12 protein-coding genes are annotated in these 13,517 nt (G+C 72.3%); 8 read left to right on the forward strand and 4 right to left on the reverse strand.

Features of this window, described 5'->3' with window-relative positions; all coding sequences use genetic code 11:
* Window positions 1–14: 14 nt before the first annotated feature.
* From ACPZVR_RS16495 to ACPZVR_RS16505, 3 genes are read right to left on the reverse strand one after another with little or no spacing between them, the layout of a single operon-like run.
* On the reverse strand, window positions 15–818 hold the full coding sequence (locus ACPZVR_RS16495) for an SDR family NAD(P)-dependent oxidoreductase (RefSeq protein ID WP_436700697.1): 804 nt from the start codon (window positions 816–818) through the stop codon (window positions 15–17).
* Window positions 815–2,467 carry a flavin-containing monooxygenase gene (locus ACPZVR_RS16500; protein WP_436700698.1) on the reverse strand — a complete coding sequence of 551 codons (1,653 nt, stop codon included), beginning with the start codon at window positions 2,465–2,467 and terminating at the stop codon, window positions 815–817. The genes ACPZVR_RS16495 and ACPZVR_RS16500 overlap by 4 nt, the downstream gene beginning before the upstream one ends.
* A gap of 32 nt (window positions 2,468–2,499) precedes the next feature.
* On the reverse strand, window positions 2,500–3,411 hold the full coding sequence (locus ACPZVR_RS16505) for an alpha/beta hydrolase (protein ID WP_436700699.1): 912 nt from the start codon (window positions 3,409–3,411) through the stop codon (window positions 2,500–2,502).
* 248 nt (window positions 3,412–3,659) lie between these two features.
* Between ACPZVR_RS16505 and ACPZVR_RS16510 the strand changes: the two genes are divergently transcribed.
* The 4 genes from ACPZVR_RS16510 (at window position 3,660) to ACPZVR_RS16525 (ending at window position 9,188) form a co-directional block, all read left to right on the forward strand.
* Window positions 3,660–4,793 (forward strand): substrate-binding domain-containing protein, encoded by a 1,134-nt coding sequence (locus ACPZVR_RS16510; protein ID WP_436700700.1) that lies wholly within the window; start codon window positions 3,660–3,662, stop codon window positions 4,791–4,793.
* A gap of 95 nt (window positions 4,794–4,888) precedes the next feature.
* A complete protein-coding gene (locus ACPZVR_RS16515) occupies window positions 4,889–5,617 on the forward strand; it encodes an SDR family NAD(P)-dependent oxidoreductase (protein ID WP_436700701.1) in 729 nt (242 codons plus the stop codon).
* Between the two features lie 11 nt (window positions 5,618–5,628).
* Window positions 5,629–8,163: an ATP-binding cassette domain-containing protein gene (locus ACPZVR_RS16520; RefSeq protein WP_436700702.1), complete on the forward strand. Its 2,535-nt coding sequence runs from the start codon at window positions 5,629–5,631 to the stop codon at window positions 8,161–8,163.
* Window positions 8,164–8,165: 2 nt separating this feature from the next.
* Complete coding sequence (locus ACPZVR_RS16525) at window positions 8,166–9,188, forward strand: ABC transporter permease (protein ID WP_436700703.1); 1,023 nt, start codon at window positions 8,166–8,168, stop codon at window positions 9,186–9,188.
* Window positions 9,189–9,210: 22 nt separating this feature from the next.
* Here the strand turns inward: ACPZVR_RS16525 and ACPZVR_RS16530 are convergent, their stop codons facing one another.
* Complete coding sequence (locus ACPZVR_RS16530; protein ID WP_436700704.1) at window positions 9,211–10,965, reverse strand: sigma-54-dependent Fis family transcriptional regulator; 1,755 nt, start codon at window positions 10,963–10,965, stop codon at window positions 9,211–9,213.
* 159 nt (window positions 10,966–11,124) lie between these two features.
* On the opposite strand from ACPZVR_RS16530, the gene ACPZVR_RS16535 reads away from it, so the two are divergent.
* The 4 genes from ACPZVR_RS16535 to ACPZVR_RS16550 all read left to right on the forward strand — a co-directional run bounded on the left by ACPZVR_RS16535 (window position 11,125) and on the right by ACPZVR_RS16550 (window position 13,465).
* Window positions 11,125–11,808 carry a GntR family transcriptional regulator gene (locus ACPZVR_RS16535; RefSeq protein WP_436700705.1) on the forward strand — a complete coding sequence of 228 codons (684 nt, stop codon included), beginning with the start codon at window positions 11,125–11,127 and terminating at the stop codon, window positions 11,806–11,808.
* A 34-nt stretch (window positions 11,809–11,842) separates the two neighbouring features.
* Window positions 11,843–12,460, forward strand: a complete 618-nt coding sequence (locus ACPZVR_RS16540) for a nitroreductase family protein (RefSeq protein WP_436700706.1) — start codon at window positions 11,843–11,845, stop codon at window positions 12,458–12,460.
* A 112-nt stretch (window positions 12,461–12,572) separates the two neighbouring features.
* Complete coding sequence (locus ACPZVR_RS16545; RefSeq protein ID WP_436700707.1) at window positions 12,573–12,989, forward strand: hypothetical protein; 417 nt, start codon at window positions 12,573–12,575, stop codon at window positions 12,987–12,989.
* The gene (locus tag ACPZVR_RS16550) at window positions 12,986–13,465 is read left to right on the forward strand and encodes a glutathione peroxidase (protein WP_436700708.1); all 480 of its coding nucleotides are present in this window, start codon (window positions 12,986–12,988) and stop codon (window positions 13,463–13,465) included. Before ACPZVR_RS16545 ends, ACPZVR_RS16550 begins: the two co-directional genes overlap by 4 nt.
* Window positions 13,466–13,517 lie beyond the last annotated feature (52 nt).

The following is a 13,517-nucleotide window of genomic DNA, read 5'->3' on the forward strand; positions in this document are numbered from 1 at the left end:
GGGGTGGGGGCGGTTCAGCGGGCGGTGTAGCCGCCGTCGATGGGCAGCGCGACTCCGGTGACCCAGGACGCCTCGTCCGAGGCGAGGTACAGCACGCCGTAGGCCACCTCCTCGGGGCGGCCGAGCCGGCGCAGCGACTGATGGGTGGTGTTGACCTCCTCGTAGGCCGCGATCCCGCCGGGGAAGTCGGCCGCGATGCCCTCGACGAGCGGGGTGAGCACGGTGCTGGGGTGCACGCTGTTCACCCGGATGCCGTACGTGCCGTAGGTCGCCGCGTCCTGCCGGGTCTGCATGGTGACCGCGCCCTTCGCGACGTGGTACGCCGTGAACTCGTCGTTGCCGCGCAGGCCGTAGATCGAGGAGAAGTTGACGATGCTGCCGCCGCCCTGCTCGATCATGTACGGCACGGCGTGCTTGGTGCCCCACAGCACGCCCTTGACGTCGATCGCGAACAGCGCGTCCCACTCGGCCTCGGTGATCTCGTGGGTCGCCTTGTCGGGGCCGATGACGCCGGCGCAGTTGACCAGGATGTCGATCCGGCCGTGCTCGCCGACCACGTCGGCCCAGGTCCGGGCGACCGCGGCCTCGTCGCTCACGTCGAGCGGCCGGAACGAGGCCCGGCCGCCGGCGTCGCGGATCGCCGCCGCCGCGGCCTCGCCCTCGCGGGCGTCGATGTCGGTGAGCGTCACCACGGCGCCCTCGCGGGCGAACAGCTCGGCGGTGGCCCGTCCCATGCCCATGGCGGCGCCGGTGACGACGGTGACCTTCCCGGCGACCCGTCCGACGCGTCCGGTCGCCTCGGCGGCAAGGGCGCTCACGCCGGGACCACCGCCTGCTCGGTCGCGGCGACCCGGTCGTTGAGGAAGGACACGTAGCCCTCCGCCTCCGCCTGGCCGCAGTAGTCCTGGTAGACCTGGCCGCCGCCCATGTAGACCTGGAACGCGCGCCCCTTGCCCGGGACGTTGTGACCGAGGAACCAGGCGCCGGCCTTCTCGCCCTCGGAGCACATCACGGTCGCCTCGCCGGCCCGGTTGGTCTCGTCAAACCACCACTGCTCGGACGCGGCGGTCGCCTCGATCCGCGGCACGTCGTTCTCCCGGGCCCAGACCAGCAGCCGCTGCAGCCACTGCGCGCCCAGCTGGATCGGGACCGGCAGGTTGGAGTACGGCGTCTGCGGGCCGAGCGACATGAAGAAGTTCGGGAAGCCGTGGACCGAGATGCCCAGGTTGCTGCGCAGGCCCTCGCGCTCCCACTTCTCCCGCAGCACCAGGCCGTCGCGGCCGACGATGTCGATGGTGGTGAGGGTGCCGGTCATCGCGTCGAAGCCGGTCGCGAAGACCAGGACGTCGAGGTCGTACTCAGTGTCGCCGACGACCAGGCCCCGCTCGGTGATCGCCGAGATCGGCGTGGACTTCACGTCGACGAGGTGCACGTTCTCGCGGTTGAAGGTGTCGTAGTAGTGGTGCCCGGTCGGGACCCGCTTGCCGTTGAACGAGTAGTCCTTCGGGCAGAGCAGGTCGGCGACGGCCGGGTCCTTGACGATCTCGCGGATCTTGGAGCGGATGAACTCCGAGGCGAGCTCGCTCGCCTCGTGGTTGGTGGCGAGGTCGTTGAAGCACTCGTTGGCGAAGTGGAAGCCGCCCTCCTGCCACTTGCTCTCGAACACCGCGCGGCGCTCCTCGGGCGTGGCCTCGAGGGCGCTCTTCTCGGCGTACTCCATCGCGACGCCGAACGGGTGGGCGGCGGCCTGCGCGAAGATCTCGTCGTAGTGGTCGCGCACGTACTGCATCCACTCCGCGTCGACCTGCTCGTTGTTGGTCTCGACGACGTAGTTCGGGGTGCGCTGGAAGACGTAGAACTCCTCGGCCTGCTCCGCGATCACCGGAACCGCCTGGATGCCGGACGCGCCGAGGCCGATGATGCCGACCCGCTTGCCGCGCAGGTCGATGCCCTCCCGGGGCCAGGAGGCGGTGTGGTACTTCTCGCCGGCGAAGGAGTCGATGCCCGCGATGGCGGGGTAGATCGGCTGGGAGAGCACGCCCATCCCGCTGACCAGGTAGCGCGCCGTCTGCCGGGTCCCGTCCTCGAAGTCGACCACCCAGCGGTTGCCCGCCTCGTCGTACGCCGCCCGCGAGACGCGCTTGCCGAGCTCGATGTCCTTGCGGAGGTCGAGGCGGTCGGCGACGAAGTTGAGGTAGCCCAGGACCTCCTTGCCGCTGGGGTAGCGCTCGGTCCAGGTCCACTCCTCGCGGACCTCCTTGGAGAAGGAGAAGGAGTAGTAGTGGAACTCGCTGTCGGTGCGCACACCCGGGTAGTTGTTGATCCACCAGGTGCCGCCGATGCCGTCGGTCGCCTCGACCACGTGGGTGGCCAGGCCCGCCTCGCGGAGGTGGTGGAGCAGGGCGAGGCCGGAGAATCCGGCGCCGATGACGAGGGCGTCGTGGTCGACAGTGAGGTCGGTGCTCATTGCTGTGGTCCTTCGGGTTCGGGAGTGGTCGGTCAGGCGGGGAGGCCGGCGCGGTACCAGGCGGCGATCGCGGTGATCTCCTGGTCGGCGCGCTCGGTGCGGCCCGCCAGGAACGGGAAGACGTGCTGCTGGCCCTCGCCGACGGAGAGGGTCACGTCCACGTCGTGCTTGCGGGCCAGCTCGTCGAGCCGGACGCTGTCGTCGAGCAGCGACTCGACGGAGCCGGCGCAGATGTAGAGGCGTGGGAAGCCGGTGAGGTCGGCGTACAGCGGGTTGGCCAGCGGCTCGGTCGGGTCGCAGACGCCCCCGAGATAGCGGTCGATATTGGCCTGCAGCCCCTCGCGGGTGATCAGGAAGTCGGTCGCGTCGTTGGTGTCGAGGGTGGCGCCGGTGTTCTCCATGTTCAGCCAGGGCGACATGGTGATCACCTGGCGGGGCAGCGGCTCGCCGGCCCGGAGCAGGCGGAGCGTGGTGGCGATCGCCAGGTTGGCGCCGGCCGAGTCGCCCACGATCGTGGTGCGCTCCGGGGCGCGCCCCTCGGCACGCCAGGCCGCCAGCACGGCGAGCGCGTCCTCGATGGCCGCCGGGTAGGGGTGCTCCGGGGCCAGCCGGAAGTCGGCGACGAAGACGGGCGCCTCACAGGCCCGGGCCAGGTGGCCGCCGAGCTTGCGGTGCGAGGCCGACGAGCCGAGCGCGAAGCCACCACCGTGCAGGAGCAGCAGCACCTCCTCGGACTCCACGCCGGCCGGCTCGGCCCAGATCCCCGGGACGCCGCCGACGGTCGTGTGGCGGTAGGTGATCCCCTCCGGCTCGGCGGTGGCCCGCTGCCAGTCGTCGAACATGATCCGCAGCAGCTGCAGGGACATGTCGGGGTGGTCCTGCATCTCGTCGGCCCACTGGGCGTAGATCTCGCCGAGGAGGTCCTGCGGCACCGGTTGCGTCATCGCTGACGTCTCCTTCCGAGGGATGGGTGTCCCCCTCGACCGGCGTCCGGACCCGGGCCGGGAGGGGGGTGGCGATCGGCCACGTCCTCACCTTGAACGGCCGGATCGCCGCGATGCGAGGGCTGTCGCAGATTGCGACAGTCCGGTCGCAGAGTGACGCGGCTCACTGCGCTCCGGACGCCCAAGACTCCCGGTTCAAGGAGGTGCTGTGACGGACGGCACCCACGGACAGGGCGGACTGATCACAGATGCAGGTGAGCAAGAAGGGCCTTCTCGCGCTGGCGGCGACCGCGGCGCTGGCGACGGCGTGCTCGAGCGGCGCGCCGTCGGGGGCGAAGAGCGCCGAGGACGCGGTCGAGGGCCAGCAGGTCGGCGTCGTCGGCACCCAGGACCAGATCCAGGACATCGGCGAGTTCTGCGGGGACGACGACATCACCGTCGCCCTCGCCGACGGCTTCGGCGGCAACTCCTGGCGCAAGATCACGCGGGCCGTGTTCGAGGCCGAGGCCGCCAAGTGCGACAACATCTCCAAGGTCCTCTACACCGACGCGCAGGGCGACACCCAGAAGGCGATCGCCGACATCAACTCGCTCGTCGCGCAGGGCGCCGACGTCATCGTCACCTTCGTCGACGGCGGTGAGGCGCTGCTGCCGACGATCAAGAAGGCGACCGCCGCCGGAGTCAAGGTGGTTCCCTTCGTCGGCTCGCCGGGCGGCGAGCCGGGCAAGGACTATGTCGACTTCGTCTCCGAGGACATCGCGACGTACGGCGAGAACCTGGCGACCTGGACCATCGAGAAGATGGGCGGCAAGGGCAACCTGGTCATGCTCGGCGGCCTGCCCGGCAACTCCTACTCCCAGGGCGTGTACGACGGCGTCGCCCGGGCCGTGGAGGAGAACCCCGACGTCACCCTGCTCAACACCGACGGTCCGGTGAGCACCGACTGGGAGCCCGGCAAGACCCAGCAGGTCGTCGCCGGCCTGCTCACCAAGTACGAGTCGATCGACGGCATCGTGGCCGACTACGGCGGCGGCTCGGTCGGCGGCATCCGCGCCTTCCTCGCGGCCGGTCAGCCGCTGCCGGTCTGGTCGGCCAACGACTCCAACGAGTTCGCGTGCCTGTGGTACGAGCACGCCAAGGCGCAGCCCACCTTCCAGGTCGCGACCGAGTCCTCCCGCAACTGGGTGGTGAAGGTCGCGCTGCACAAGGGCCTCGCCGCCCACAACGGGATCCTCAACGAGGAGCCGTCGACCTACAACCTCGAGATCATCGAGGACTCGACCGATCCCGCCAAGGCGCCGAAGTGCGAGGACTCCCTCCCGCCCGACGCCATCCTCTCCTCCGGCCTGACGGTCGAGGAGCTCCAGGCGCTCTTCGACTAGGGCGACCGACCGAACCATCCATCGACCGCCGGTCCGGACGGCCACCACCACCACGCTGTCCGGACCGGCGGGTCCAGCACACCCAGGAGCACCCCATGTCCCGACTCACTGGCAAGGTCGCCATCGTCACCGGCGCGGGACGCGGCATCGGCCGGTCCATCGCCGAGGTCTTCGCCCGCGAGGGCGCGAGCGTCATCGCGACCAGCCGCGGCAGCGACGCCGACCAGCTCGGCGGCCATCCCGGTGTCGAGTACCAGCAGCTCGACGTCGCGAAGGACGACGACTGGCAGCGCGTCGTCGCCCGCGTCCTCGACCGCCACGGGCGCATCGACGTCCTGGCCAACAACGCCGGCATCATCACCTACCAGCCGGTGCACGAGCTCACCGTCGAGGACTGGGAGCGCGTCGTCGCCACCAACCAGACCGGCACCTGGCTCGGGATGCGCGCGGTCCTGCCGACCATGCTCGGCCAGGGCAGCGGCTCGATCATCAACGTCTCCTCGATCTGGGGATCCGCCGCCGTCGCGGGCGGGCACGCCTATCACGCCACCAAGGGCGCGGTGCGGAACATGTCGAAGAACGCCGCCATCACCTATGCGCCGAACGGCATTCGGGTGAACTCGCTGCACCCGGGCTTCATCAGCACGCCGCTCACCGACGCCCAGGACCCCGAGGTCAACGACTACGTGGTCGGCCAGACGCCGATGGGCCGGGCTGGGAAGCCGGAGGAGATCGCGCAGGGGGCGGTGTTTCTGGCCAGTGACGACTCCAGCTTCATGACGGGCGCGGAGCTCGTCATCGACGGCGGGTACCTGGCGCAGTGAGCACGGCCGGCATGGAGGGGAGCACCGCCCTGACGGTGCAGGAGGCCACGGTCCGCCCCGGTACGACGGACGCGCCCGCGGGGCACGCCCTCGAGCTGCGCGGCATCGGCAAGCGCTTCGGCGCGATCCGGGCGCTCGCCGACGTCGACCTCGTCGTCGACCGCGGCGAGGTGCACGCGCTGGTGGGCGAGAACGGCGCCGGGAAGTCGACGCTGATGGCGATCGCCTCCGGGGCGCTCGCCGCGGACGAGGGGCAGATCGTCATCCTCGGGGACGAGCTGGGGCACGCCTCGCCGGACCGGGCCCGCGAGCTCGGACTGGCCATCGTGCGCCAGCACCCGGCGCTGCTCCCGGACCTCACCGTCGCCGAGAACATGGCGGTCGGCGTGGGATTCCGGAACGGAGGCGTCCGTGGCGCGGTGGCCTGGAGCCGGGACCAACTGGCGCCGTGGGGCATGGACATCGATCCACGGGCGCGGGTCCGGGACCTGCCGATCGAGCAGTGGTTCGTCATCGAGATCGCCAAGGCGCTGGCGCTGCGGCCCAAGGTGCTCGTGCTCGACGAGCCGACCGAGCACCTCAGCCTGGACGAGGTGCGCCTGCTGTTCCGGCGGCTGCGCGAGGTCGTCGCCGACGGCACCGCCGTCGTCTACATCTCCCACCGGATCCCCGAGGTCAAGGAGATCGCGGACCGGATCACGGTGCTGCGCGACGGTCGGACGCGGGGCGTCCACGACGCCGCGACGGTGTCGGAGGACCAGATCGTCGAGCTGGTCGTGGGGCGCGCGCTGGAGACCGTCTTCCCGCCGAAGGGCTCGGTGGCCGGCTCGGTCGGGACCCGCGAGCAGCTCGTCGTCGACGGACTGTCCGGTGGCCGCTTCCAGGACGTGTCGTTCACCGTCCGCGCCGGCGAGGTGGTCGGCCTGGCCGGTGTCCAGGGCAACGGCCAGGCCGACCTGCTGCGTGCCATCGCGGGTCTCGAGCCCAGCCGCGGCTCGGTGCTCGTCGACGGCCACGCCGTACGCCGGGGCAGCACCGCCTCGGCGCGGCGGGCCGGCGTGGTGCACGTTCCGGCGGACCGGCACGAGGAGGGGGTGTTCCTGCCCCTCTCCGTCGCCGAGAACACGGTCGCCGCGACCCTCGACCAGGTGAGCACGGCCGGCATCGTGCGCGGCCGCGAGGTCGCCGCGCGCGCCGAGGAGCAGCGGGCGGCGCTGAGCATCAAGACCCCGTCGGTCGACGCCCCGGTCGCCTCGCTCTCGGGCGGCAACCAGCAGAAGGTGGTGCTGGCGCGCACCGTGCTCGCCACACCGGGCGTGCTGCTCGCGGAGGAGCCGACTCAGGGGGTCGACGCCGGGGCGCGCGTCGACATCTACCGGATCCTCAGATCGGTGGCCGACGACGGCGCGGCCGTCGTGGTGCTGTCGTCGGACGGCGTGGAACTGGAGGGCCTGTGCGACCGGGTGCTCATCGTGTCGCGCGGCAGCGTCGTCAAGGAGCTCGCCGGTGCCGAGGTCACCGAGGAGGCGATCGCACACGCCGCGCTGACGGCCACGAGCGTGCGGGAGCGCGCCGAGGTCGCCGCGCCCCGACGCGCGGGCTGGCGCCGGCTGCTGGCGAGCGACCATGCGCCGGCGGCGATGCTGGTCGCCGTGATGGCCGTGCTGGGGCTGGTCGTGGGCGCGCAGAACGCGTCGTACTTCTCCTCGTTCAACGTCTACAACCTGCTCTTCATGGCTGCGCCGCTGGTCCTCGTCGGAGCGGCGCAGCACCTCGTGGTCCTCACCGGCGGCATCGACTTGTCGGTCGGCCCGTTGATGGGACTGCTCGTCGTGGTCGGCTCGTTCTGGGTCGTCGACGGCGGCAACCCGGGGCTCGGTCTGCTGCTCATGGTCCTGACCGGACTCGGGGTCGGGCTGGTCAACGGGTTGCTGGTGGCGGTCCTCGGCGTCGACGCCGTGGTCGCGACGCTCGCCGTGTTCATGGCTCTCCAGGGCCTCTACCTCACCCTGCGCGAGGTGCCCGACGGCATCGTCGCCGAGGGTTTCGCCACCCAGGTGATGGCCCGGCTCGGCTCGCTGCCGGTCGCGATCCTCGCGGTCGCGCTGGTCGCGATCGCCCTCGAGGTCGCGCTGCGGCGCACCCGGTGGGGCGTGGCGCTGCGGGCGACCGGCTCACGCCGCGCGGCCGCCGAGAGCATCGGCGTGCGGACGGTGCGGGTGCAGCTCGGCGCGTACGTCCTCGCGGGCGCCCTGACCTGCGCCGCCGCGGTGCTGCTGATGGCGCAGATCGGCATCGGCGACGGCCGGCCCGGCGTCGGCTACACGCTCTCGTCGATCACCGTCGTCGTGCTGGCCGGGGCCAGCGTCTTCGGCGGGCGCGGGTCCTTCCTCGGCGTGCTCGCGGCCGGTCTGCTGGTGCAGCAGCTGCTCTCCGCCTCGCCGTTCCTGCAGCTCCCCCAGGCCTGGAGCTACCTGCTCCCCGGCCTGGTCATCCTCGCCGCGGCCGTCCTCTTCGGCCGCCTCCAGCACGCACGGAAGGCGTGAGCATGGACATCACCCCCTCATCGACCCCGGCGGTCCGCGACCTGGGGCGCCGGCTCCTCACCGCGGGACCGACCACCATCGCCGTCGCCACGGTCCTGCTGTTCGCGGTGTCGCCCGTGGTCGCCCCCGGCAGCCTCGGCTCGGCGCCGCTGCTGAGCATGCTGCCGTTCGCCGCGGTCCTGGCGATCGCCGCGGCCGGGCAGACCCTCGTCGTCCAGCAGCGCGGCCTGGACCTGTCCGTGCCCGGGATGATCGCGCTGGGCGCGGTGCTCTGCACCGCCCTGCCCCAGCAGCACGGCTGGCCGCTGGCCCTCGCCGTCGTCGCGGGCGCACTCGGTCCGGCCGTCGCCGGCCTGGTCACCGGAGTGCTGGTCACCCGGTTCGCGGTGATCCCGCTGATCGCGACTCTCGGCCTCAACGCGGTGCTGCTCGGCGTCGTGTTCGCCGTCGCGGACGGTACGCCGGCGGGCGCGGCCCCGGCACTCAACCAGTTCGCGCTCGACCGTACCCTCGGCGTACCGAACACGGTGCTGGTCGCGGTCCTCGTCGTCGGCGTCGTCGGTCTGGTGATCGGTCGATCGACCGGTGGGCGGCGGCTGACCGCGGTCGGGGTGAGTCCTCGCGCGGCCGAGGTGATCGGGGTCCGGGTCGAGCGCTACCAGCTGCTCGCCTACGCGAGCGCCGGCGCGTGCTACGGCGTCGCCGGGGTGCTGCTCGCCGGATACACCAAGACCCCGCCGCTCTTCCTGGGCGACTCCTACCTGCTGCCGACCGTGGCCGCAGTCGTCCTCGGCGGCACCGCTCTCACCGGTGGGGTGGCCAGCGTGGTGGCGTCCGGCGTCGCCGCCTTGTTCCTCACCCAGCTGGGCCAGCTGCTGCGGGCGCTCGGCTGGTCGGACTCGCGCCAGCTCATCGCGCAGGCGGTGGTGCTGCTCCTCGTCGTCCTCGGGCGGGTGCTGGCGCCGATGGCCGTCGCGGCGTGGCGCCGTCGCGTCACCGACCGGACCGCGGCGCTGCCGGCGTGACGGGGGTGCTCGGGTCCTGCCGTCAGCCGATGAGTCGGTAGGACTTCATCTTGCGGTAGACCGTGGCCCGTGAGACGCCGAGGATCTCGGCGGCGCGGGCCCGGTTGCCGCCGGCCTCCTGGAGGGCCTGGCGGAGGGCGCGGACCTCGACCTGCTCGATCAGGGTCAGGCCGGGGGCGCTCTCACGCAGCGCCGCGGGCAGGTCGGCGATGCCGACCGGCCCCGTCTTGCCGGACTGCGCGAGGCGGGAGACCAGCAGGCGCAGCTCGGTGAGATTGCCGGTCCAGTCGTGGCCGCGGAGCAGGTTGAGCGCCTCGGGGCGCAACACCATCCCGGCGCCGGGTGCGTGCACCCGGGCGAAGGAGTTCCACAGCTCGGGCAGGTCGGCCGCGCGCTCGCGCAGGGGTGGGACCCAGACCACCCGGCCCCCACCGAGACGGACGGCGAGCTCCTCGGCCTCGGCAGGCTCGCCGGCAGACACGGTGACCACGACCGCAGGCGCCTCGTCGGCGTGGGCGAGGAGCGACCGGAGCCCGGCCAGGGCGGCGCGGTCGAGCGTCTCGGCGCCGTGCACCACCAGGCGCCGCGACCCGGTGAGGTGCTGGGCGATCCCCGCCAACCAGGCCTGGGTCCCGACGACGTGACTCTCCGCCGCGTCGACCACGACGTCCGAGGGCTCCGCCGGGGCGGACCCGGTCGAGCTCCACGGGTGCCCGACCGCTATCGACATCTTGCCGGTGCCGGGTTCGCCGGCGAGGACGAGGGGGCCGTCCTCGTCCCGGGCGCGCGCGACCTGCTGCAGCACCGCGAGCCACTCCGGCGTACGGCCGACCAGGCCGAGGCTCGGCGCCGCCGCCGGCGTCGCGCTCCGGGCGGCGACGCGCCCCTGCCGGGGTGTCTCGAGCACCACCGCGACGTGGTTGTCGTCGGCGAGGGTGGTCAGCTGCAGGTGGAGGCTCTCGGTCGTCACCCGGGTCGGGAGGCCCTGCGGCGCGCCGGCCTCCCGGCAGGCCTCCTGGATCTCCTGGAGCTGGGCGGGGCTCAGCTTGCTGGCCAGCGCGTTCTGGATGACCAGGCCGTTGTGCCCGAGGGCGACGACCGGCTCGGAGTAGCGGCGTACGGCCTCGATGAAGCCCTCGAGGACCTGGCGCGACGCCGGGGTCTCCACGTCGAGGATGTGCTGGCGCAGTCGCTCCACGATCGTCTGGAGCAGGGGGCGGATCAGCGCGGTGCCGGGGCTGATGTCGGAGGAGAGGGTCACCGACCCCAGCAGCGAGCCGGTGATCGGGTGCAGCAGCGGGGCACCGGTGCACACCGCGCGCTGGTAGAAGTCGGCGAAGTGCTCCGCCCCGCGGACCTGGACCAGGCTTCGCGTGGCGAGGGCGGTGCCGACGCCGTTGGTGCCGACCGAGTCCTCCGAGAGCACCGAGCCCCGGAAGGTGCCGACCTTGTCGAAGTGGGCGCTCGCGGTCCGGTCCGCCACCCAGCGCTCCAGGATCCGGCCGTTGGCGTCGGAGAGCAGCAGGCCCAGGCCGGTGCCGTCGAGGGTGTCGGCGAAGCGCTGCAGCGGGCTGCGCATCATCTCGAGCAGGTGGGCGTCGAGGAGCTCCTCGCCGACGTGGGGGACGTCGCGCACGTTGGAGGGTACGCCGAGGGCGTCACGGGAGCGGCGCCACGAGTCGATCAGGGCGGGCGCAGGCACGGCGGACCCGGCGGGCTCGTTGAGCACCGCGTCCTTGGCCGCCGCCAGCGCGTCGGGTGCGGGCTGATCCGGCACGACAGCCTCCTATCTCGCTGCGTCCAGGCGTCCGGCCTCCGCGTTCGGAGCGGGTGGCGCGGTCCGAGATGGACAGCCGTGACGACCGTCACCATAATCGTCATACCGTCATACGATCAAGGCCCGCCGGTGTGGGTCGTCACCTTGGGGAGGACAGCGATGATCACGGTGCCGGCCGCACCCGTCCGCCAGGAGGTGGTCCGGGCCGTCCGCCAGGACATCGTCCAGCTCGAGCTGCGGCCCGGACAGCGGCTGGCCGAGCCGATGCTGTGCGAGCGCTACGGCGTGTCCCGCACGGTCGTGCGCGAGGCGCTGCGGCAGCTCGAGTCCGAGGGGCTGATCACGCTGCTGCCCAACCGGGGCGCGATCGTCACGCTGCTCACCCGCTGCGACATCATCGCCATGTACGAGGTGCGCGCCTGTCTCGAGGGCCTGATGGGGGAGTGCTTCGCCGAGCGGGCCACCGACGAGCACGCCCGGGGACTGATCGCCCACCTCGAGCGGATGGACCGCGACTTCCTGCCCGGTGACCTGGCCACCCGGGTGGCGCTCAAGGACGAGTTCTACGAGCGGATGCTGACCGGGGCCGACAACGAGGTGCTCCGCGAGAACCTCGAGCGGATCCACCTGCGCATCGGCATCTTCCGCCACTTCGCCTTCACCGACGACGAGCGGGTCCGGCTCTCGCTCGACGAGCTGCGGCGCATCGTCGACGCCGCGGCCGTGCGCCGGGTCCCGGCCGACGCCCGCGCGGCCTGCACCGCCCACATCAAGCGCGCCGGCGAGCTGGCAGTGGCCGAGTACGAGACGCGGACGCCGCCTCTCCTCGCGGCGGGTGGCTGAGAAGCACCGGCCGCGCGGCCGCGATACTCGACCCATGAACCCGGTCGACATCTCCGAGCCGCTGCGATCGCGCTGGAGCCCGAGCGTCTTCGACGACCGCCACGTGCTCGACGACGAGCAGCTCACCCGGCTGCTCGAGGCGGCCCAGTGGGCACCGAGCGCCGGCAACCGGCAGCCATGGCGCTATCTCGTGGCCGTCCGCGGCAGCGCCTCGCACGAGGTGGTGGTCCGGCACCTGTCGCGCGGCAACTCCGGCTGGGTGCCGCGGGCCTCGGTGGTGCTCGTCTCGGTCGCCGTGCTGGCCGAGGAGGGCGAGGAGCCGGGGGATCCGACGATCCCGACCCACGACGTGGGCCAGGCGTCCGCCCACCTCACCCTGCAGGCGCGCGCGATGGGTCTGCACGCCCACCAGTTCGCCGGTTTCGACCACGACGCGGTCGCGGCCGAGCTCGGCGTCCCGGCGCACGCGCGGGTGGTCGCGGCGATCGCGGTCGGCCGGCGGGGCGACCCGGCCGACGTACCCGAGCGCGACGCGGAGCGGGACCACCGGATCCGCCGCCGCCGGCCGCTCGAGGAGACCGCGTTCACCCGTTGGGGCCAGGCCTGGCCCGGGGCGGTGCCGTCGGGTCCGACGGTGGCGCGGCCCGAGTGACACGCTGCCGGCGTGTTCCGGGGCGGTCGGCCCCGGCATGACCTCACAGGTCATGGCCGACCGACCCCCGGCGGGGCGAGGGTTCAGGTACGAACCCACCGAGGAGGACACCATGACCACCACGCTCGACCACTCCCTCGCCCGTCCCGCGGACCTCGCGCCCCGCCGCCTCTGGTTCGGCGCCGACGCCGTCGTCACCGGCGCCAACGGTCTCGTCTACCTCGCCGCCGCCGGACCGCTCGCCGACCTGCTCGGCGGCGAGCCCGGCCTCTGGCGCGGCATCGGCGCCTTCCTGCTGGCCTACGCCGCCGGCGTCGCCCTCTACGCCCGGTCCCCGCGCTCGGCCCGCGTCGGCTGGACGATCGTCGTCACCAATGCCCTGTGGGTCGTCGCCTCCCTGGACGTCGCACTCACCGGCGTGCTCGACCTCGACCCGCTCGGTCGCGGATGGGTCGGCGCCCAGGCCGTCGTGGTGGGCTGCTTCGTCCTCCTGCAGGCGCGCGTGTTGCGTGCCAGACTGCGGGCATGACGTCCCTCCACGATTTCAAGGCCACCGCGATCGACGGCCGCGAGGTCGACCTGTCGTCGTACGACGGCTCGGTCGTGCTCGTCGTCAACACGGCCTCGAAGTGCGGATTCACGCCGCAGTACCAGGGCCTGCAGGAGCTGTACGACAGCTACGGCGAGCGCGGCTTCGCCGTCCTCGGCTTCCCGTGCGACCAGTTCGCGCACCAGGAGCCCGGTACGGACGACGAGATCGCCGCCTTCTGCGAGCGCAACTACGGCGTCTCGTTCCCAATGTTCGCCAAGGTCGACGTCAACGGCAAGGACGCCCACCCGCTCTTCCAGTGGCTGAAGAAGGAGCACGGCGGGTTGATCGGCGGCGCGATCAAGTGGAACTTCACGAAGTTCCTGCTCGGTCGCGACGGCCGGGTGCTCGACCGCTACGCCCCCACCACCGAGCCCGCCAAGATCTCCGGCGACATCGAGAAGGCCCTCGGCTGACTCCCTGGGGGCGGATTCATCACGGGATGTAGGCCAACTGTCCCTTCTGTAG

The sequence above is a fragment of the Nocardioides segetis genome, assembly GCF_051390595.1.
Lineage (GTDB): Bacteria > Actinomycetota > Actinomycetes > Propionibacteriales > Nocardioidaceae > Nocardioides.